This window comes from Pseudotabrizicola sp. (genome assembly GCF_030656345.1).
Taxonomy (GTDB): Bacteria; Pseudomonadota; Alphaproteobacteria; order Rhodobacterales; family Rhodobacteraceae; genus Pseudotabrizicola.
Genome location: NZ_JAUSNR010000010.1, coordinates 226694 through 245733 on the forward strand (window position 1 = coordinate 226694; position 19040 = coordinate 245733).

Annotated in this window: 22 protein-coding genes; 6 read left to right on the forward strand and 16 right to left on the reverse strand. The window is 66.5% G+C overall.

Going from position 1 to position 19040, the window contains the following annotated elements; all coding sequences use genetic code 11:
- Positions 1 to 74 precede the first annotated feature (74 nt).
- Entirely contained in the window at positions 75 to 2246 is a 2172-nt protein-coding gene (katG, locus tag Q7J44_RS04765) for a catalase/peroxidase HPI (RefSeq protein ID WP_304877518.1), read from the reverse strand.
- Positions 2247 to 2400: 154 nt separating this feature from the next.
- Here katG and Q7J44_RS04770 point away from each other — a divergent pair, with 154 nt between their 5' ends.
- Positions 2401 to 3303, forward strand: coding sequence for a hydrogen peroxide-inducible genes activator (locus Q7J44_RS04770; RefSeq protein WP_304877520.1), 903 nt, complete (start codon positions 2401 to 2403; stop codon positions 3301 to 3303).
- A 101-nt stretch (positions 3304 to 3404) separates the two neighbouring features.
- Here Q7J44_RS04770 and Q7J44_RS04775 read toward each other — a convergent pair whose 3' ends face one another.
- From Q7J44_RS04775 to Q7J44_RS04805, 7 genes are all read right to left on the reverse strand, one after another.
- Positions 3405 to 4310 (reverse strand): energy transducer TonB, encoded by a 906-nt coding sequence (locus tag Q7J44_RS04775; RefSeq protein WP_304877522.1) that lies wholly within the window; start codon positions 4308 to 4310, stop codon positions 3405 to 3407.
- The gene (locus Q7J44_RS04780; RefSeq protein WP_304877524.1) at positions 4307 to 4729 is read right to left on the reverse strand and encodes a biopolymer transporter ExbD; all 423 of its coding nucleotides are present in this window, start codon (positions 4727 to 4729) and stop codon (positions 4307 to 4309) included. The genes Q7J44_RS04775 and Q7J44_RS04780 overlap by 4 nt, the downstream gene beginning before the upstream one ends.
- Positions 4730 to 4733: 4 nt before the next feature.
- Complete coding sequence (locus tag Q7J44_RS04785; RefSeq protein WP_304877526.1) at positions 4734 to 5111, reverse strand: biopolymer transporter ExbD; 378 nt, start codon at positions 5109 to 5111, stop codon at positions 4734 to 4736.
- The gene (locus Q7J44_RS04790) at positions 5108 to 5836 is read right to left on the reverse strand and encodes a MotA/TolQ/ExbB proton channel family protein (protein WP_304877527.1); all 729 of its coding nucleotides are present in this window, start codon (positions 5834 to 5836) and stop codon (positions 5108 to 5110) included. Before Q7J44_RS04790 ends, Q7J44_RS04785 begins: the two co-directional genes overlap by 4 nt.
- 150 nt (positions 5837 to 5986) lie before the next feature.
- Positions 5987 to 7543, reverse strand: a complete 1557-nt coding sequence (locus Q7J44_RS04795; RefSeq protein ID WP_304877528.1) for a trimethylamine methyltransferase family protein — start codon at positions 7541 to 7543, stop codon at positions 5987 to 5989.
- Between the two features lie 94 nt (positions 7544 to 7637).
- Positions 7638 to 8330 carry an HAD family hydrolase gene (locus Q7J44_RS04800; RefSeq protein WP_304877530.1) on the reverse strand — a complete coding sequence of 231 codons (693 nt, stop codon included), beginning with the start codon at positions 8328 to 8330 and terminating at the stop codon, positions 7638 to 7640.
- 46 nt (positions 8331 to 8376) lie between these two features.
- Positions 8377 to 8658 carry a DUF3572 domain-containing protein gene (locus Q7J44_RS04805; protein ID WP_304877533.1) on the reverse strand — a complete coding sequence of 94 codons (282 nt, stop codon included), beginning with the start codon at positions 8656 to 8658 and terminating at the stop codon, positions 8377 to 8379.
- A gap of 135 nt (positions 8659 to 8793) precedes the next feature.
- Between Q7J44_RS04805 and Q7J44_RS04810 the strand changes: the two genes are divergently transcribed.
- On the forward strand, positions 8794 to 10188 hold the full coding sequence (locus tag Q7J44_RS04810; RefSeq protein ID WP_304877535.1) for a diguanylate cyclase: 1395 nt from the start codon (positions 8794 to 8796) through the stop codon (positions 10186 to 10188).
- Positions 10189 to 10239: 51 nt separating this feature from the next.
- On the opposite strand, the gene Q7J44_RS04815 is transcribed toward Q7J44_RS04810, so the two are convergent.
- From Q7J44_RS04815 to Q7J44_RS04830, 4 genes are all read right to left on the reverse strand, one after another.
- Positions 10240 to 10758, reverse strand: a complete 519-nt coding sequence (locus Q7J44_RS04815; RefSeq protein WP_304877537.1) for a periplasmic heavy metal sensor — start codon at positions 10756 to 10758, stop codon at positions 10240 to 10242.
- Positions 10755 to 11123, reverse strand: a complete 369-nt coding sequence (locus tag Q7J44_RS04820; RefSeq protein ID WP_304877540.1) for a dihydroorotate dehydrogenase — start codon at positions 11121 to 11123, stop codon at positions 10755 to 10757. The genes Q7J44_RS04815 and Q7J44_RS04820 overlap by 4 nt, the downstream gene beginning before the upstream one ends.
- Entirely contained in the window at positions 11107 to 11706 is a 600-nt protein-coding gene (locus Q7J44_RS04825) for an RNA polymerase sigma factor (RefSeq protein ID WP_304877543.1), read from the reverse strand. Before Q7J44_RS04825 ends, Q7J44_RS04820 begins: the two co-directional genes overlap by 17 nt.
- A 77-nt stretch (positions 11707 to 11783) precedes the next feature.
- Complete coding sequence (locus Q7J44_RS04830) at positions 11784 to 12344, reverse strand: EF-hand domain-containing protein (RefSeq protein ID WP_304877546.1); 561 nt, start codon at positions 12342 to 12344, stop codon at positions 11784 to 11786.
- Positions 12345 to 12563: 219 nt separating this feature from the next.
- Between Q7J44_RS04830 and Q7J44_RS04835 the strand changes: the two genes are divergently transcribed.
- On the forward strand, positions 12564 to 12986 hold the full coding sequence (locus Q7J44_RS04835; RefSeq protein ID WP_304877548.1) for a DUF983 domain-containing protein: 423 nt from the start codon (positions 12564 to 12566) through the stop codon (positions 12984 to 12986).
- The gene (locus Q7J44_RS04840) at positions 12979 to 13596 is read left to right on the forward strand and encodes an NUDIX hydrolase (RefSeq protein ID WP_304878034.1); all 618 of its coding nucleotides are present in this window, start codon (positions 12979 to 12981) and stop codon (positions 13594 to 13596) included. Before Q7J44_RS04835 ends, Q7J44_RS04840 begins: the two co-directional genes overlap by 8 nt.
- Here the strand turns inward: Q7J44_RS04840 and Q7J44_RS04845 are convergent.
- Positions 13536 to 14543: a fatty acid desaturase gene (locus tag Q7J44_RS04845; RefSeq protein WP_304877550.1), complete on the reverse strand. Its 1008-nt coding sequence runs from the start codon at positions 14541 to 14543 to the stop codon at positions 13536 to 13538. The two genes, Q7J44_RS04840 and Q7J44_RS04845, sit on opposite strands and share 61 nt — an antisense overlap.
- A gap of 90 nt (positions 14544 to 14633) precedes the next feature.
- Between Q7J44_RS04845 and Q7J44_RS04850 the strand changes: the two genes are divergently transcribed.
- A complete protein-coding gene (locus Q7J44_RS04850) occupies positions 14634 to 15482 on the forward strand; it encodes a helix-turn-helix transcriptional regulator (protein WP_304877552.1) in 849 nt (282 codons plus the stop codon).
- On the opposite strand, the gene Q7J44_RS04855 is transcribed toward Q7J44_RS04850, so the two are convergent.
- The 3 genes from Q7J44_RS04855 to Q7J44_RS04865 all read right to left on the reverse strand — a co-directional run bounded on the left by Q7J44_RS04855 (position 15479) and on the right by Q7J44_RS04865 (position 17650).
- Entirely contained in the window at positions 15479 to 16009 is a 531-nt protein-coding gene (locus tag Q7J44_RS04855; protein WP_304877554.1) for a lipocalin family protein, read from the reverse strand. The two genes, Q7J44_RS04850 and Q7J44_RS04855, sit on opposite strands and share 4 nt — an antisense overlap.
- The gene (locus tag Q7J44_RS04860; RefSeq protein WP_304877556.1) at positions 15997 to 16527 is read right to left on the reverse strand and encodes a hypothetical protein; all 531 of its coding nucleotides are present in this window, start codon (positions 16525 to 16527) and stop codon (positions 15997 to 15999) included. The genes Q7J44_RS04855 and Q7J44_RS04860 overlap by 13 nt, the downstream gene beginning before the upstream one ends.
- Before the next feature lie 79 nt (positions 16528 to 16606).
- Positions 16607 to 17650, reverse strand: coding sequence for an aldo/keto reductase (locus Q7J44_RS04865; protein WP_304877558.1), 1044 nt, complete (start codon positions 17648 to 17650; stop codon positions 16607 to 16609).
- A gap of 151 nt (positions 17651 to 17801) precedes the next feature.
- On the opposite strand from Q7J44_RS04865, the gene Q7J44_RS04870 reads away from it, so the two are divergent.
- Positions 17802 to 19022, forward strand: a complete 1221-nt coding sequence (locus Q7J44_RS04870) for an MFS transporter (protein WP_304878036.1) — start codon at positions 17802 to 17804, stop codon at positions 19020 to 19022.
- Positions 19023 to 19040 lie beyond the last annotated feature (18 nt).

Below are 19040 nucleotides of genomic sequence, written 5' to 3' on the forward strand. Positions count from 1 at the left end.
GCCCGTCGGCAAGTGAAATGCCCCCCGCAGGCGGATGCCTGCGGGGGGCCAGTGATAAGCTGCCTGTTTTCAGATCAGGCCAGATCGAAGCGGTCGGCGTCCATCACCTTGACCCATGCGGCGACGAAGTCGTGCACGAATTTTCCGGCATTGTCGTCCTGCGCATAAACCTCGGCATAGGCGCGCAGCATCGAGTTCGAGCCGAACACGAGGTCAGCACGGGTGGCGGTGAACTTCACCGCGCCGGTCTTGCGGTCGGTGATGTGATAGAGGTTGTTGCCCGCCGGTTTCCACTTCCACGCCATATCGGTCAGGTGGACGAAGAAATCGGTGGTCAGTGCCCCTACCCGGTCGGTGAACACGCCATGCGCGGTGCCGCCGTGGTTGGTGCCGATCACCCGCATCCCGCCCAGAAGGCAGGTCATTTCCGCGGCGGTCAGGCCCATCAGCTGGGCACGGTCCAAGAGCAGCTCTTCGGGGCTGACGACATAGTCTTTCTTCTGCCAGTTGCGGAAGCCATCGGCCACAGGTTCCAGAACGTCGAAGGCGGCGGCATCGGTCTGGTCGGCCGTTGCATCGCCACGGCCCGGGGTGAAGGGCACGGTGACATCAAAGCCAGCGGCTTTCGCCGCCTGTTCCACGCCGTAAGAACCGGCCAGCACGATCACGTCCGCCACGCTTGCGCCGGTGCGGGCGGCGATGGGTTCCAGCACCGACAGAACTTGCGCCAGACGGGCGGGTTCGTTGCCTTCCCAATCCTTTTGCGGGGCAAGGCGGATGCGGGCCCCATTGGCCCCGCCGCGCATGTCCGACCCACGATAGGTGCGGGCGGCATCCCATGCGGTTGTCACCATGTCAGACACCGACAGGCCGGAGGCTGCGATGGCAGCCTTTACCGCCGCCACGTCATAGGTGGTGTTGCCTGCGGGGACCGGATCTTGCCAGATCAGGTCTTCTTGCGGCGCGTCCGGCCCGATGTAGCGGGTGCGCGGGCCCAGATCGCGGTGGGTCAGCTTGAACCATGCGCGGGCGAACACATCAGAGAAATAGGCGTGGTCGCCGGCAAAGCGTTCGCAGATGGCGCGGTAGATCGGGTCGACCTTCATCGCCATATCGGCATCGGTCATGATCGGCATCACGCGGATGGTTGGGTCTTCGACATCGACCGGCATGTCTTCTTCGCGGATGTTGATGGGCATCCACTGGTTGGCACCGGCGGGAGATTTGCGCAGCTCCCACTCATAGCCGAACAGCAGGTCGAAATAGCCGTTGTCCCATTTGGTGGGGTGCGTGGTCCATGCGCCCTCAATCCCGCTGGTGACGGTGTTGCGACCCACGCCACGGCTGGTGTTGTTCATCCAGCCAAGGCCGCCTTCGACAATATCCGCGCCTTCGGGGGCGGCTTGCAGGGCACCGGCATCGCCGTTGCCATGGGTCTTGCCGACGGTGTGGCCGCCTGCGGTCAGGGCTGCGGTTTCCTCATCATCCATTGCCATGCGGGCAAAGGTTTCGCGCACATGCAGGGCGGTCAGCGCCGGGTCGGGCACGCCGTTGACGCCTTCGGGGTTCACATAGATCAGCCCCATCTGCACGGCGGCGAGCGGGTTTTCCATGGTGGCGGGGTTTTTCACATCGTCATAACGGTTGTCAGACGGCGCCAGCCATTCCTTTTCCGCGCCCCAGTAGATGTCTTTTTCAGGGTGCCACACGTCTTCGCGGCCAAAGCTGAAGCCATAGGTTTTCAGCCCCATCGATTCATAGGCAATGGTGCCGGACAGGATGATCAGATCGGCCCAGCTGATCTGGTTGCCGTATTTCTTCTTGATCGGCCACAGCAGGCGGCGGGCCTTGTCGAGGTTGGCGTTGTCGGGCCACGAATTGAGCGGCGCGAAACGGATGGTGCCGGTGCCGCCACCGCCCCGGCCATCGGCCAGACGGTAGGTGCCCGCCGAATGCCATGCCAGACGGATCATCAAGCCGCCGTAATGGCCCCAGTCTGCCGGCCACCAGTCCTGCGAATCGGTCATCAGCGCGTGGACATCGGCCTTGAGTGCGGCGACGTCAAGGGACTTCACCGCTTCGCGGTAGTCGAACCCCTTGAACGGATTATACTTGGTGTCATGCTGGTGCAGGATGTCGAGGTTAAGCGCCTTTGGCCACCAATCGGTGGCCGTGGCCGCCGTGGTTGTCAAAGATCCGTGCATCACCGGGCATTTGCCGCCGGACTTGATATCGTTTCCATCCATGTCGCTTCTCCGCTTTTTGTTTCTGGCGCAGCCGGTCCACGGATCGGGCGGACGAATCGTCGGCCCGCAGAACCGGGGCTGCTTGGAATGGTTCTAACATAACGGTTCCATAATAAGAATTTGCATTTTCTAATCATGCCTATATGTTTTTCTTATGAAAGCCCTGTCGATGAAACATCTGCGTTATTTCGAGGCCCTGTCGCAGCACGGCCATTTCGGACGCGCGGCCGAGGCCTGCGCCATCTCGCAGCCCGCCCTGTCGATCCAGATGAAAGAGCTGGAGGATATACTGGGCGCGCCGCTGATCGAACGTGGCGCGCGCCAGATCAGCCTGACGCCGTTGGGCGCTGAATTTGCGCTGCGGGTGCGCGCGATCTTGCAGGCGGTGGAGGAACTGGGCGATCTGGCGCGCGCGTCCTTTGGCCCGCTGACCGGGCGGCTGCGGATCGGGGTCATCCCGACGGTGGCCCCTTATCTTTTGCCCCGCATCATGAAGGACCTGACCGCGCGCTACCCCCAGCTTGACCTGCGCCCGCGTGAGGCGATCACCCAGCGGCTGGTCGAAGACCTGACCGAGGGGCGGCTGGATGCGGCGCTGGTGGCGCTGCCGGTGTCGGAACCGGGGCTGACGGAATACCCGCTGTTTGAAGAAGAGTTCATTCTGGTCCGCCCGCGAAGTGATGCCGATAAACCCGTGCCCAACCCGGAAACCCTGCGCGAGATGCGGTTGTTGCTGCTGGAGGAAGGGCATTGCTTTCGCGAACAGGCAATTTCGTTCTGCAAGCTGGGGTCGGCGCTGCCGCGTGATCTGATGGAGGGCAGTTCGCTGACCACATTGGTGCAGATGGTGGGCGCGGGCATTGGCGTCACGCTGATCCCGCAGATGGCGGTGGGGATTGAAACCCGGTCGGCGGCGGTATCAGTCGCGCGTCTGCCCGCGCCGCGCCCGTCGCGCATGATTGGTCTGGTCTGGCGCAAGACCAACCCGCTGGGCAGCCAGTTGGCGCAGATTGCCGAGCTGATCCGCACCAGCGGCACCACGGTTGGGGCGGAATGACGGCGCACCCGACGCGCAGGCTTTGCGTCAGGCCATGGCGTGATGCTGCTGCGCAGGGTTACGGCCCGTGCCACCAGCCCTGATGCGCTATGCCGTGGGGGTCAGCGCTGGAAGGTCATCGGCAGGGTAAAGGAATAGCTGGCATCGGTCAGCCCTGCCGGGGCGGCGGGGTAGCGGGCTGACTGCACCGCCCGCACCGCCGCCTGATCAAGGGCGGCATTGCCAGACGATTTCGCGATGGCCACCCCGGCCAGCTGGCCGGACCGGCTGACGGTCAGCCGCACGGTGACGGTGCCAGCGGCCCCACGGGCGGCGGCGGGATAGGCTTTGCGCCGTTCGATCCGGCTGCGGATCGAGGCCCCCCAACCGGCCTTGAGGTCGTTTTGCTGCGCGGCAGAGCGGGTGGCGGCCTGTGCGCTGCCGCTGTCACCGGCCTGCGCCCCGCCGCCGCTGCCTGCGGCGCGTTGCGCGGCCTGACCGGCAGAGGGGGTCTGCGGGGCAGGCTTTGCCGCTGCTTTCGGGGCCTCGGGGGGGTTGGGCCTGGCCAGATCGGCCGGGCGGGGTTTGGGCCGCTGTTCGGGTTCCGGTTCGGGTTCCGGCACCGGGTCTGGCTCTGGCTCTGGCAGGGGCTCCGGTTCGGGCGGTGGGGGGGGCGGCAGGCTGATATCAGCGTTCAGCGGGACCTCGGCCATGGGCGGCAGGGCCATGGCATCAGGGGCGGGCATCAGGGGCGGCGGCGGTTCGGTCACCGGGGTCAGCGGCGGCGGCGTCTCGGGCTGTACGGGCGGGGTCAACTCGGCCACGGGTTCCGCCTCCGGCGTGGGCGGGCGGTCCCATTCGGTGATCAGCTCGGCCAGCACCGCATCGGCGGCCTGCAGCGACACCAGATCGGTGCCCCCTGCCCCGGCAGACATCGCCCCTGCCTGCGGCGTGCGGATGGCAAAGACCGCGACATGCAGGCCAAGCGCGATGGCGATGGCCAGACCGGCGTGCAGACGCGCGCTCATGGGGTGGCCCCCGGCTGGGCCACCAGCTCGATCTGCGCAAAGCCAAGCGGCGACAGACGCGGCAAGATCTGCGCCAGACGCGCGGCTGGCAGGGCGGTATCGGCGCGTAAGGTCAGGCGGGGCGGTTCCGCATCGCAATCGGTGGCGGTGCAATGGTCGGTGCGGGCGGCCTCAATCGCGGCAAGCGCCGGGTCGTCCAGCAGGTCGCGGTAGCCAAGCTGGCCGTCGGCGCTGATGAACAGGGTGAAATCGCCCTGTGCCTCGGCCTCGGCCAAGGCTTCGGGCGGGGTGACGGTGAAGGGTTCAGGCGGGGTCAGCCGCGCGGAGATCAGGAAAAAGATCAGCAGCAGGAAGACCACATTGATCATCGGCAGCAGGTTTTCCTGCGCGGGGCGGCGGGGGGGTGGCGAGAAATCCATGGCGCTATTCCACCAGAACCAGCCGGGTAAAGCCCGCGCCGGTCAGCCGGTCCATCACCGCGACCAGCGCCTGCAGATCGGCCCCGTCGCCCGCGCGCAGGATGATGGCATCGCCGGGGGTTTCGGTCAGCACGCGCAGCGCTTCGGCCAGCGCATCGGGCGCGATGTCGATGCCGTTGAGCCGCAGGCTGTCGCCTGACAGGTCGACCAGCCGCGGCGGGCCGGAATAGGCGGTGCCGCCGCCTGCGACCGACAAAGGCAGTGCCCGGTCAGACCCGAAGCGCGAGGCGAGCATGAAGAACACCAGCAGCAGAAAGACCACGTCGATCATCGGCGTCAGGTTGGGCCGCCTGCGCGGACGGTCTGTCGCAAACGAGATCATTCGGCGGCGCGGGTGACAGAAATCGGGCTGGCAGCATTGGGGGCGGCATTACCCGGCGCCACGCGCGCGCCATGCAGGATGCGGGTCGCCGAATCCTCCATATCATGGCGCAAGCCGTCGACCACGCTTTCAAACCATGTCAGCGCGACCGAGGCCGGGATCGCCACGGCCATGCCTGCGGCTGTGGTCAGAAGCGCCTCCCATATCCCACCGGCAAGGGCGGCGGGGTCGGCGCGCGACCCGGCCTCTTGCAATGCCTGAAAGGCGGCGATCATGCCGGTGACGGTGCCCAGAAGGCCCAGCAGCGGGCCGATGGTCGCGGCCAGTTCCAGCCCGCGCAGGCCGGTGCGGGCGCGTGACAACAGGCCACGGGCGACGCGGGCGGTCTCCGCCTCGGCCCCGGTCTGGTCCAGCCCGGGGTTCATCGCGGCCTGCATCGCGGCCAGCGCCAGACGGGCGCGCAACGACCCGCGCTTGTGCAGGGCCGCCATCGCGGCATCGGTCTGGCCCGCCGCCCAAAGGTCCAGCGCGCGGGCGGTGTGGCGGCCACCCGACCATGCGCCGAACGTAAGCAGGCGCATCACCTTCCACAGGATCAGCGCAATGGTCAGCACGGACAGCACCGCAATGGCCCACATCGCCGGGCCGCCCATGGCGACAAACCCGAGCATCTCGGCGAAGCTGTCAGAAAAGGATGCGGCAAGGGTGGCGGTCTGGTTTTCCATGGCGTCTCACTTGGTCTGGTTAAGACGGATCTGGGTGTGAGGTATGCCTGCCCGGTCTGCGCCCTGTCATCGGTCATTCCGTCGGCGGATTCAACCGGGTTTTTGCCTTGCGCCGCTGCCCGCCCCATCCGGGGCAGGCAGACGCTGGCATCAGAAGTCGGTCGGCGCGCCGCCCTCTTGCTTGCGGCGGGCGACGAAACGGGTCAGTTCTTCGCGGGCGGTGTCATCCATTTCCGGCGGCTCGAATTCGGCCAGGATCTGTTTGTAGATCCGGTGGGCACGTTCCGGGGTCCAGTGGGCGCCATCGGCCTGCCACGCCTCATAATTGCGCCAGTCGCTGGCGAAGGGGGCGTAGAACGCGGTCTGATAGCGGTCTTGCGTGTGCTGGCAGCCGAAGTAATGGCCGCCTGCCCCGACCTCGCGGATGGCATCTAGGGCGATATCGGCGTCGGTGGTGGCGAAGGTGGCTTCCTCGAAATAGCGCTGGATCATCTGCAGCACTTCGCAATCCATCACGAATTTCTCGGGCGATGCGATCAGCCCGCCCTCCAGCCAGCCTGCCGCGTGATAGACAAGGTTGGTGCGCGACTGCACCGCGGCCCAGAGGCTGTTCGAGGTTTCCCACATCGACTGGCCATCGGGCACATTGGCCGCACAGACGCCGGATGAGCGCAGCGGCAAGCCGTAGAACCGTACCAGCTGGCCGGTCATCTGCGTTGCGCGCATGTATTCGGGCGTACCAAAGGCGGGGGCGCCCGATTTCATGTCGACGTTGCTGGTGAAGGTGCCGATGGCGACCGGGCAGCCGGGGTTGATGTATTGCAGTAGGGCAATGGCGGCGAGCGCCTCGGCAAGGCTCAGCGCCACCGCGCCCGCCATGGTGACCGGGGCCATCGCCCCCGCCAGCGTGAACGGTGTCACGATCACCGGCTGGCCACGCCGTGCCATGCGCATGGCACCGTCGAGCATGGGGTAGTCATGCTTCAGCGGGCTGACCGAGTTGATATTGGTGAACATGCGCGGGCTGGCGTCAAACTCTGCCTGCGTGAGACCGCCAGCGATGCGCACCATTTCCATCACATCCTCGACCCGTTCCGCCCCCAGCGAATAGGCGTGGACCACCTTGTCGGTCAGGGTCAGCTGGTCGTAGAGACAATCGAGATGGCGCACGCCTGCGTGCACATCGACCGGCTCCACCGGATAGCCGCCGTTCAGGTGGATGCAGTTGAAATACTGGGTCAGTTTGGTGAATTCCCGGAAGGTCGCCATATCGCCCGAGCGTTTGCCACGTTCCAGATCCCAGGCGTTGGGCGGTGAGGAAACGTTGCCGAACAGCATATGCTTGCCGCCCATGATCACCCGGCGGCCCGGATTGCGCGGGGTGATGGTGAAGCTGTCCGGTGCATGGGCCAGCATTTCCATCACGAACGACTCATCCATGCGGACATTGGTGCCGGTGACGATGCAACCTGCGCTGCGCAAAATCTCTGCCGCTTCGGGGTTCAGAAATTCGATGCCGATGTCGGACAGGATGGTCATGGCCCCCCGATGCACGCGCTGGACACCATCTGCATCCAGCGGTTCGGTCGGGCGGTCGGGGTTGACCGGGATGCGCCATGGCATCTGGTCGATCACGGCTGACCCTGCGCGGGCCTTGTTGCCCGCCCGGCCCCCGGCCCGGCGTTTGCGATCCTGAACGTCAATCATCCCGCCTCCTTTGGCCCCGACGGGCCGCGTGAGGGCAGGATGAACGAAAGCGCGACCGGGCGCGCCATACAGCGGCGACGCAAAAGCGTCGTTTTCAGGCGGCGTGCCGGGCAAGCCAGCCGGTGAGCGCGCCGATGTCGGGCAAAACCACATCGGCATGCGGGGCAAGATCGCCTTCGGTGGCAATGCCGGTCAGCACCGCGATGCAGACCATGCCCGCCGCGCGCCCGGCATGCAGGTCGTGCAGGCTGTCGCCGACCATGGCGATGCGGGCCGGGTTCAGCCCGGTGGCCCGCGCAAAGGCAAGGCACATGCCGGGGCCGGGCTTGGCCCCGTGGCCGGAGTCGTAGCCGGAGATGAAATCGAACAGATCGGTCAGGTCATGCGCCGCCAGATGGGCCCGGGCGGGGGCCTCGGTATCATTGGTGGCAAGGCCGATGCGCAGGCCACTGGCGCGCAATGCCTCCAGCAAGGGGCGCAGGGGAACGGCAGGCACCATGACTGTGTGGGCGGCGGCGGCGTTGATCTGCGATTCGATTCCGGCAGGGCTTTGTCCGGGCATGTGCGGAGCGAGGGCTGCGGCAATTTCGTGCGCCGTGCCCGCAATCACCGGGCTGTCGGGCGCAAAGGTCTGTGCCGCCAGGTCATAGCCGATGGCCCCCCCCATCGCCGCCGCATGGTCCGCATCGCGGGCCAGTGTGTGCAGCAAGGTTTCGGCCCAGCTGCCCCAGCTGCGGCGGAAATCGAACAATGTGCCGTCCTTGTCGAAGATCACGCCGTCAATCATGCTGCCCGCCCGTCTGTCATGTCAGTCTGCCCTTGTGCGCCCGCTGTCAGGTCCAATGCAACGCCTCTCCGCCCGGCAGGGCGGCGCGGGCCAGCATCGGCGCGTCATAGCGCAGGCCGGTCGCATCGCAAAACGCCACGATCCACGCGTCATCCATCAACAGAAAGTCGAGGACAGAACCCAGAAACTCCGGTTCTGTCGCGCGGCTGCGCAGGTCATCGGCGGAAAGCCCGGTCGAGCCCATGAACACCGGCAGCAGGTCTTCGTTGGCAACCAGCCAGGCAAGCGCCTGAATGGCCAGTGTTTCGGCGGATTCTCGCTTGGTCAACCTGATATTCCTGCTGTCATCCGCTAAAGTACCGAGTATTATAGGCAAAGTGAACGAAAACCTTTATTCTTTTTTCAAGGAATTCTTAACCAACTGGTAGGATAGATTGACGTCATAACCCATTAGGCGAGCGACATGGACGGCAGAATCCTCATCATTGATGACGTCGCGACAAACAGGATTGTCCTGAAGGTCAAACTTGGCGCGGCGTCCTATCATCCGATCATCGCCTCTGGCGGTGTGGAGGGCCTGGCGCTGGCGCGCAGATGCCTGCCGGACCTGATTCTGCTGGACCTGATGCTGCCCGATCTGCCGGGCATCGATGTGCTGCGGCAGTTGCGCAACGATCCGGCCACGCGCGATGTTCCGGTGATTGTGGTGTCTTCCATGACCACGCTGCAGGACCGGCTGGCCGCGCTGGAAGCCGGGGCCGATGATGTTTTCGTAAAGCCCTATGATGACGATCTGATGATGGCTCGCCTGCGCAATCTGCTGCGCAGCCGTCAGGATCTGGCCGATCTGACAGATGGCCGCGACAGTGGCCTGTTCGGGATGGCCGAGCCGGAGCCGGAGTTCCGGCATCCCGGTCACGTTGCGCTGGTGACCGAGCGGCCGGAAATGGCCATGAAGCTGCGCCACGATCTGTCGCCGCTGCTGCGCGACAGAATCTCGGTGCTGACGCATGACACCGTGCTGTCAGACGCCGGTCCGCTGACGCGCGCCCCCGATATCTATGTCATCGACACCGATGGCCTGCAGTCCGAGCGTGGGCTGCGCCTGCTGTCTGACCTGCGCAGCCGGGCGGCGACCCGGCATGCCGGGATCTGTCTGATGACCGGATCGGCGGTGCCGGGCCATACGATCATGGCCTTTGATCTGGGGGCGAACGGCATTCTGACCGCCGGGATGGCGCTGCCGGAAATGGCTTTGCGGCTGCGGGCGGTGCTGCGCAGCAAGCGCCGGGCCGATCTGCGGCGCGAACAGGTGCAGGACGGGCTGCGCATGGCAATGCTCGATCCGCTGACCGGGTTGTTCAACCGCCGCTATGCCGCCGCGCGGATGCTGGCGATGGCTGGCCGCAGCCTGTTGGAGGGGCGGCCGCTGGCGGTGATGGTGGTGGATATCGACCGGTTCAAATCGGTGAATGACCGTTACGGCCATTCCGTCGGCGATGATGTGCTGATCGAGGTCGCGCACCGGCTGGGCAGCAACCTGCGCGAAGATGATCTGCTGGCGCGGATCGGCGGCGAGGAATTTCTGATCGCCCTGCCGGTCACAACGATCGATGAGGCGCAGACCGTTGCCCGCCGCCTGTGCCACGAGGTAGAGCGGCGGCCGATTCTGGTGGCTGGCGGCGCGCTGACAATCACGGTGTCGATCGGGCTTGCGCTGTCGCAGGGTGACCCGGGCGGCAGCCGCAGCGCCGAGGCGGATATGGTTGACGGCCTGATCGGTCAGGCGGATCAGGCGCTGCTGGCGTCAAAACGGGCCGGGCGCAATCAGGTGACGCTGGCGCGCAGCGCCGCATAAGGCGGGCGCGCGCAGCGCCGCATAAGGCGGGGGCGGGCCGCGACCGGGCGGTCAGTTCTTGCGCGGTGTCTCTGGCCGGCCTTTTTTGCCCCCCCGCTCCAGCGCCTGTTCCAGCCGGTCCAGAAACGCCGCCCGTTCCGGGTCTGACATCTGCAGCACCAGCCCGACGAGCGCGTCACGCCCGGCCTCGGCCCGGGCGGTGACGCGGCTGTTTTGCGATTCGACCGCCGCCCGGAAGGCTGCGGCGTCAAACGGCGTGGCGCGCAGCGCGGTCAGCACCGCGTCGAAATCGGCGCGCATCTGGGTCCGCATTTCACGCAGGCCCGGCCCCTGTTCAGCAAAGCCGCGCAGCATGGCGCGGCGCTGGTCGCGGGTCAGCGCCTCGGTGAACGGGCCGAAGTTCAGGTCGCGCACCGCCGCCGGGGGCGGGCGGTCGGGATCATGCACGCGCAGGGCCATGCCCGCGACGGTGCCCGCCACCGCAAGGTTCAGCGCCAGCGACACAGCCAGCAGCAGCTTGAGCCCGCGGCCCGCAGATTTAGGGGGAACGGGGGGCGGCAGGTCGGTCATTGTGACACATCCTCGGTCAATAGCGCGTCAAATCCGGGCAGCAGGTCAAGGCTTTCGCTGACCCCAAAGCCGATGCTTCCGGCCAGGGTCACCATCGGTTCGGGCTGGACATAGCCGATGACCAGCCCGGCCATGGCGGCAGTGCCGACCCCCGCCACCGCCAGTGCGCCGCCAAGGGCGGCGGCCAGCCGGGTCCACAGGCTGGTGCGGGGCGCAATGCGTTGCACGCGGCGGGGTTGCAGCGCAGTTGCATCGGCCAGCACCCGCGCCATGAAGCCATCGTCCACCGCCAGCGGCTGTGCCCGCGCCTGCGCAAACAGGGCGTCCAGATCGGCTTCGGGTGTCATGTCAGTCTGCGTCTTCATATCCCAGATCCTCTCGCCGCCCCGCCAACAGGGCGGCCAATGCGCGTTTGCCCCGCGCGGTCAGGCTTTCCACCGCCTCGACCCCGATCTCCATGATCGTGGCGATCTGCGGATTGGCAAGTCCTTCGATGTGGCGCAGCACCACCGCCTGCCGCTGCCGGTCCGGCAATTGCCCCAGTGCCGCCTGCAGGGCGGCCATGCGGTCGGCCTCTATCATGCTTTGCACCACCGCAGGCTGATCGCTGGCCGGTTCGGGGGCATCGTCCAGCGGATCGGCCCTGCGGCGCTTGCGGGCGCGCAGCCGGTCGGTCGCCAGATTGGCCACCACACGGAACATCCAGGTGGTGACCTGCGCCTCGCCCTGCCGCCAGTCGGGGGCGATGCGCCACAGGCGCAACAGCGCCTCTTGCGCCACATCCTCGGCCTCGGCCCGGTCGGCCAGCATCCGCAGGGCGTGGCCAAAGGCGCGCGGGGCCAGACGCTGTGTCAGCAGACGTGCGGCACCCGGATCTCCATTCGCATAGAGAACCAGAAGCGCCTCGTCCGAGAGCGGGGCTGCGGTGTCGTCGCGTGGCATGTCCATCCTGTCGCAGGCTTATCGACTTTTGCCCCCCGCCGGAAGGGCCACGCGCAGGCGCGACCCCCCAAGGCAAGGCAGGATCAGTTGTTGCCGCGCGGGCCATGGTGACCACCCTGCGGACCACGGTGCTTTTTGCCGCCCGGGCCACCGCGCCGTTCGGACATCCGCTCTTTGGCGGCAGCGATTTCGGCTTCGGTGATGGCACCGTCACCATCGGCGTCCAGCATCTCGAACATCCGGGCGGGCATCGGGCGCACCGACATTTCGGCGGCGGACAGCTTGCCGTCGCCATCGGTGTCCTGACGTTCGATCATCCGGGCGGCGTGTTCGTTGGCGCGGATCGTGGCAGCACGGATGTGCATGGCCGCGATTTCTTCGGCGCTGAGCAGGCCATCGCCATCGGTGTCGATGGCGGCGACTTGTGCCGCGCGGAAGGCGTTGATTTCCTCTTGCGTCACCTTGCCATCGCCATCGGCATCCATCGCGGCAAAATCCATCTGACCCATGCCGCCCATCGGGCCGCCCATCGGGCCCATCGGGCCGCCCATGCGCTCGCTGCGGTCGGCCATCGCGGCTCCGGCGGTCAGGGCAACGGCCAGCACCACCAGCGAGGCACCCACGAATTTGTTTTTGTCGATCATTGGTCACATCCTTTTTTCAGACCGGCCCGCTGTTCTGCCCGGGGCCTTGTGACTGTGAAACGCCGGGGCTTGCCGCTTCCGTCGCAGAATGTTGCAGGCTTGCGACAAAGCCGCACAACCGGGCGACGGGGCTTTGAGCTGCGGGCGGGGTTGGAGTATCCATCAGTGAAAGGGCCTCCACCGCGCGGCCCTGATCCCCATATAAAAAGTCAGACAGCCATGCCGGAGATGACAGCTTGCGCCCCGCCCGACGCCGGAGTGGTGCCGCACGAAGAACGGGCGCTGCGCCCGGCACTGCTGCGCGGCTGGCGCAGGCGTTGCCCGAACTGCGGCGCGGGCCAGATGCTGCGCGGTTACCTGAAGGTGCGCGACACCTGCCCGGTTTGCGCTGAGGCGTTTCACCATCACCGCGCTGATGATGGCCCGGCCTATCTGACGATTCTGATCGTGGGGCATCTGATGGCCCCGCTGATCCTGTATGTGTTCACCGCCTTTCGCCCCGATCCGCTGGTGCTGGCATCGGTGTTTTCGGTCGGCACGGTGGCGCTGTCTTTGTATCTGCTGCCCCGGCTGAAAGGGGTGATGGTGGCGCTGCAATGGTCACGGCGGATGCATGGCTTTGGGGACGGGCATGATGAGTGACGCGGCCCCCCTGCCCGCGATCCGCGCGGCGGCCACGGTGATCTTGTGGCGCGAAGCCCCATCGGGCACGCAGGTGCTGATGGGGATGCGCGGGGCGGCGGCGGTGTTCATGCCGTCGAAATACGTGTTTCCGGGCGGTGCGGTCGATCCGGGCGATGTGGCGGACCCGTTGCCGATGACAAACCAATGCGCTGAACGCTTGCGGGCCATGTGCGGGCCGGATGCGCCCTGCCCTTCGGCCCTTGCCGGGGCGGCGGTGCGCGAATTGCGCGAGGAAACCGGGCTGGTGCTGCCGCCTACGGACGCGCCCGCCCTGCGCTTTGTGTTCCGCGCCATCACCCCGCCGGGGCGGCCCCGCCGGTTTGACGCGCGGTTCTTTCTGGCCGACGCGGCGCATCTGGCCGGATCAGCGGAAGATTTCAGCGCGGCAGAGGATGAGCTTTCCCACCTGCACTGGATCGGGCTGGCGCAGGCGCGGGCGCTGGACCTGCCCTTCATCACCGAGGTGGTGCTGGCCGAGGTGACGGCCGCCTTGCGCGGCGCGCCCGATCAGGGCGTGCCTTTCTTTGACAACTCGGGCACCGCACCGGCATTCCGCCGCATCGTATAGGCCGGATCTTCGGGCATCAGCGGATGCGGCACCGGATCTTTGGCGCGCAGGAAATGGCGGGCAAAGATCTGCGCGTAGGACCGATAGGCATAGCCGTCATTGCGGCGCAGGTAATGGTCGCGGTTGGCGGCATAGAGCTCAGGCAGCCGGTACCATGGCACCTGCGGGTGCATATGGTGCACGACGTGCAGGTTGTTGTTCAGAAACAGCAGCGCCAGCGGGCCGCGATCCTCGACAATCACCGTGCGGGCGCGGTGGGCTTCATGCGCGCGGTGTTCCAGAAAGGTGCGGATTTTCAGCAGCGCCGTCGCGAGGTAGAAGGCGATCAGATAGCCCGCCCAGCCCATCGGAGCCACACTCAGCCACAGCACCAGCAGCGCAAGCCCGCCCAGATGCAGCAGCCAGTCACGCTGCACCGCGCGGTCACGGCGCAAGAGCCGCGCCTCGGACCGCAGCCACAGCAGGTTGCCCAGCACCGGGCCGATGGTCATCCGCCCCAGCAGCGTGTTGTTGACCCGCAGCACAGCCTGCAACCAATGCGGCTGCCGGGCCCAGACCGCAGGGTCAAGATAGTTCGATTCCGGGTCATCATAGGGGTCGGTCAGCACCGGATCATGATGATGTGCCAGATGCGTGCTGCGAAACCGGCCATAGGGCACCGTGGGGTAAAGGGCGGGAAACACCAGCGCCTCGTTCAGCCAGGCGGTGTGGAACGGGTGGCCATGCAGCGCCTCATGCTGAAGCGAGCAGTATTGCGCGATGGCCACGGCGGTCACAATCACCCCCAGCACCGGCGACAGCGTGTACAGCAGGGTGGTGCCACAGGCCCAGAGCGCATAGGTCGCCGCCAGCAGGGCAAGCGTGGGCCATTCGATGGCGGTGCGGGTGCGGTGAGTCGGAACAGGATCGGCAAGCGCCAAGGGTTTGGTCCATCCATGATAACTCATTTGTGAGTATCACTTGCCAAAGGGGGCGAAAATGCCAAGGATGCGCAACAAAATATCACCTTCGTTGTGTTTAATCACCAAGGGTTGGAAATGATCGACAAACGCATTCGTGCCGCCCTGTTCCGCACCCGGCTGGCCGAGGCGATGGCCGAACGGGGCATCACGCAGGCGGCACTGGCGCGGGCCTGCGGCGTGGACAGGTCCACCATCAGCCAGCTGCTGGTGTCAGACAAGCGGATGCCGAATGCCCAACTGGCCGCCGATTGCGCGATGGCGTTGGGCGTGTCTGCCGACTGGCTGCTGGGTCTGTCCGGGCGGCCCGAGCCGATGGCCGACCTGCTGGCCATGCAGCTGACCGAGACGCAGGCCCCGCGCGCGCTGATCGATGAGGCGATCTTTGGCTGGCATCAGGAGGCGGCGGGCTACAAAATCCGCCATGTGCCCGCGACGCTGCCCGATATGCTGAAAACGCGCAGCATGGTCGACTGGGAATATGCGCCGCAGCTGGGCCGGTCTGCGGCGCAGGCCATCGGCGCGTTTGAAGACCGGCTCACGTGGATGCGCGGCGCGCGGTCGGATTATGAAATAGCATTGCCGCAGCACGTGCTTTTGGCGTTTTCCACCGGCACCGGCTATTATTCCGGCCTGCCCGCCGCCCTGCGGCTGGAGCAGATCGACCGGATGATCGAGCTGACCGAGGCGCTGTATCCGGCGCTGCGGGTCACGCTGTTTGATGCGCGCCGGGTGTTTTCGGCACCGATCACCGTGTTCGGGCCGCTGCTGGCGGTGCTGTATCTGGGGCGGCACTATCTGGCCTTCCGAGATTCCGCGCGGGTCGACAGCTTTACCCGGCATTTTGACTGGCTGGTGCGCGAAGCATCCGTCAGCGCCCGCAACCTGCCCGCACATCTGCGTGAGCTGCGGTCGCGGGTGGCCTAGAAGGCCTGCAAAAACCGCGTGTCATAGCCGTTGAAATCAAAGATCTCGCGCGCGGCGCGCAGCCGGTCGGGCGGCAAGGCCCCGCCCCGGTTCAGGATGAACCCGAATGCGCCCGAAGGCGTGCCGATGGCCAGCGTGCGGTAATCGGTATCGACCCAGATCACCCACCACTCCTGCCCTTCCACCCGGAACCGCCCCGGCCCGGTGCCCGGCATCGGCCCCGACAGCCGCACATCCTGCCCCGACAGGCACAGCCGGGCATTGATGGTCAGCGCCCCCGCCCGCCCGCCAATGTCGGCCCCACCGGCAGAGCACCCAACCGTGGCGGCAAACGCCGCCGATTGCCGCCACTGGCCGACCATCCGGCCCGGGTCGAACTGCGCATTCGACCAGATCGGCGCGCTTGCCGCGCGAAAGGGTGCGGTCTGTGGCGCGGGTTTGGGGGCACAGGCCACCAGTGCCAGACACAGCAGGCCAGTCGCCAGACGCGGGTTGATCCGGGACAGGCGGCGCGTCAGTTGATGCATTGTGTCAGCATCCTTCCCTGTTCATCCAGAATGGCGTGGCACCCCAGCATCGGCGTGACCGGGGCGCAGGTCCCCGATTGTGACAGGCAATAGCCGGTGCAATCGGTCGCGGCCTTGCAGGATTTACCGGCATCGCGGGTGGGAGTCTGGCAGAAAGCCGCCGTGCCGCCGCCTGCCGCGCTCCATATCCCGCCGCGCTTTTCGCAGGCCAGATGGGCTGCGGATTTGACGGCGACCGGGCCAACGGGTTCGGCAATCGGCGCGTTGGCCGCATCAGCAGTGGCGACAGGTGCGTCCGGCATGGAGTCGGGTACCGGCGACAACGGCACGGCCTCCGCCTCTGCGGCCGCTGGCAGCGGGGCACTGTCCAGCGAGGTCACCACAATCTCGCCCCCGGTGACCGGGCTTTGCGCCACCGCTGCGTCGCCGCCGCGCTTCACCCCCGGCAGGGCCTGACAGCCCGCCAGCGCCAGCAACACCAGAAGGATAAGAGCGCGCGGGATCAGGTGCAGACGCATGTGGCCCCCGGGGTGGCAAAGCAGCCCACAGATGGCGCTGATGGCTTGTCCGGCATAAGCCCCCCGCCCGGCCCCCCGCTCAATACGGCATCGGGTGCAGGCGGTGGGCGATGGCGATATCCTCCATCACCGCACCAGACAGCGTGATACCGGCCGCACCGATATTGATGGCCAACTGATCGACCGAGGTGGCCCCGATGATCGGAATGCAAGGGAAAGGCCGCGACAGGCAAAAGGCGATGGCCATCTGGCAGGGGTCCAGTCCATGGGTGGCGGCAATCCCCAGATAGGCGGCCACGGCGGGGAACACCTGCGGCGTGATCCGCCCGCCAAGGTCGCGGGTAAAGCTGCGCCTTGTGCCCACCGGCACCACATCACCAGCATATTTGCCACTGAGCAACCCCGCCGCCAGCGGCGAAAACGCCAGCAGCGGCATGTTCTCAACCATGCTCAGCTCGCACCAGTCGGTGTCGAACTGGCGGCACAGCAGCGAGTATTCGTTCTGCACCGAGACCATGCGCGGCAGGTCATGCACCTGCGCCAGATGCAGCCACAGCGCCGCCCCCCAAGTGCTTTCATTCGACAGCCCGATGGCGCGGATCTTGCCTTGGGCAATCAGATCGGCGGCGGCGCGCAGCACATCGAGCATATCGGCCTCGACCGCCGCGCGGTCGGTCGCGCGCGGGGCAAAGCGCCAAGACTGGCGAAAATGATAGCTGCCCCGGTTCGGCCAGTGCAGCTGATACAGATCGATGTAATCGGTCTGCAACCGGCGCAAGCTGTCTTCGACCGCCGCGCGCAAGGACGCCCCGGTGATTGGCGCGCCGTCCCGCACGGCCGCCTGCCCTGCGCCGGTGATCTTGGTCGCGATCTGCACGCCCGACCGCCCGCCGCGCTGCGCCAGCCAGGTGCCGATGATGGTTTCGGTATCTCCGATGGTTTCCGCCCGCACCGGATTGGTCGGGTACATTTCCGCCGTGTCCCAGAAGGTCACGCCATGGTCGATCGCCAGATCGGCCTGCATATGGCCTTCGGCCTCAGTGTTCTGGCTGCCCCATGTCATGGTGCCAAGGCACAGCTTTGACACTTCGATCCCGCTCTGCCCCAGTTGAACCCGTTCCATTGCCTGCCCTTTTCGCTCTTTCGTCACTTGGCAGGCAACCTAACCGCCCTGCCCGCCGTGGCAAGGCCAAGCGTCATCGCCCCCGCGCTTTGCGCGGGTTCCGGGGATGGCACCCCTTTACTCTGCCCGGCAAAGCGTCTTTGCTGCGGCGATGCGCCTGCTGATCTCCTTTGCCGCCCTGTTCCTGTCGGTCGTGCTGTTGCAGCTGGGCCTTGGCGGGGTCGCCCCTTTGGATGCGATATCGGGCGTGCAGCTGGGGTTCAGCACGTCGCAGATCGGGCTGTTGGGCTCGGCGCATTTCTTCGGCTTTTTCATCGGCTGCTGGTGGGCCCCGCGCCTGATGGGCAGTGTCGGCCATTCGCGCGCATTCGCCGCCTTTACCGCCGCCGGCACGCTGGGGATTCTGGCGCATATGATGCTGGTCGATCCCTATGCCTGGGCCTTGATGCGGCTGACATCGGGGCTGGCGGTGGCGGGGTGCTACACGATCATCGAGGCGTGGTTGCAGGCCAAGGTCACCAATGAAACCCGTGGCCGCGCCATGGGCGTTTACCGCGTGGTCGATATCGTGGGGTCCTTGGGCGCGCAGCTGATGATAGGGGTGCTGGAGCCTGCAAGCTATCTGTCCTACAACATTCTGGCGCTGCTGTGCTGTCTGGCAATCTTTCCGCTGACGCTCAGCAAGGCCGAAGCACCCGAGATGCCCGACGCCCCCCGCCTGCGCCCGGGGCTGGCGTGGCGGTTGTCACCCTTGGCCTCGGCGGGCGTGGTGGTGTCGGGGGTGACGGGCGCCGCGTTCCGCATGGTCGGCCCGCTTTATGGCACCGAAGTGGGCTTGCGCGCCGATCAGATCGCGCTGTTTCTGGCGGCATACGTCTTGGGCGGGGCCTTTGCGCAATACCCCATCGGCTGGCTGGCAGACCGCTATGACCGCCGCTGGGTGCTGATCGGCCTGTCGGTCGCCGCCGCCGCTGCCTGCGCGGCGACCGTTCTGGCGGCGGGCAATGGCATCGTGGCGATTTTTCTTGCCGTAGGCGCTTTCGGGTTCGTCACCATGCCGGTCTATTCCGTTTCGACCGCGCACGCCCATGACCACGCCACCCAGATGGAGCGGGTGGAGCTGTCTGCCGCGCTGATGTTTCTCTATGCCGTCGGGGCCATTGCCAGCCCGCTGATCGCGGCCCTGCTGATCGACCGCTTCGGGCCTCCGGCGATGTTCGCCATGATTGCCGTCGCCAATATCGCCCTGATCCTGTTCGGTCTGGCGCGGATGCGCGCCCGCCCCGCGCCGGGGGCCCGCACCCCCTATACCTACGAGCCGCGCACCTCTTTCCTGATCGGCAAGCTGCTGCGGGGCCGCCGCGACCGCTGACACGGGCGCAGGCCGCCC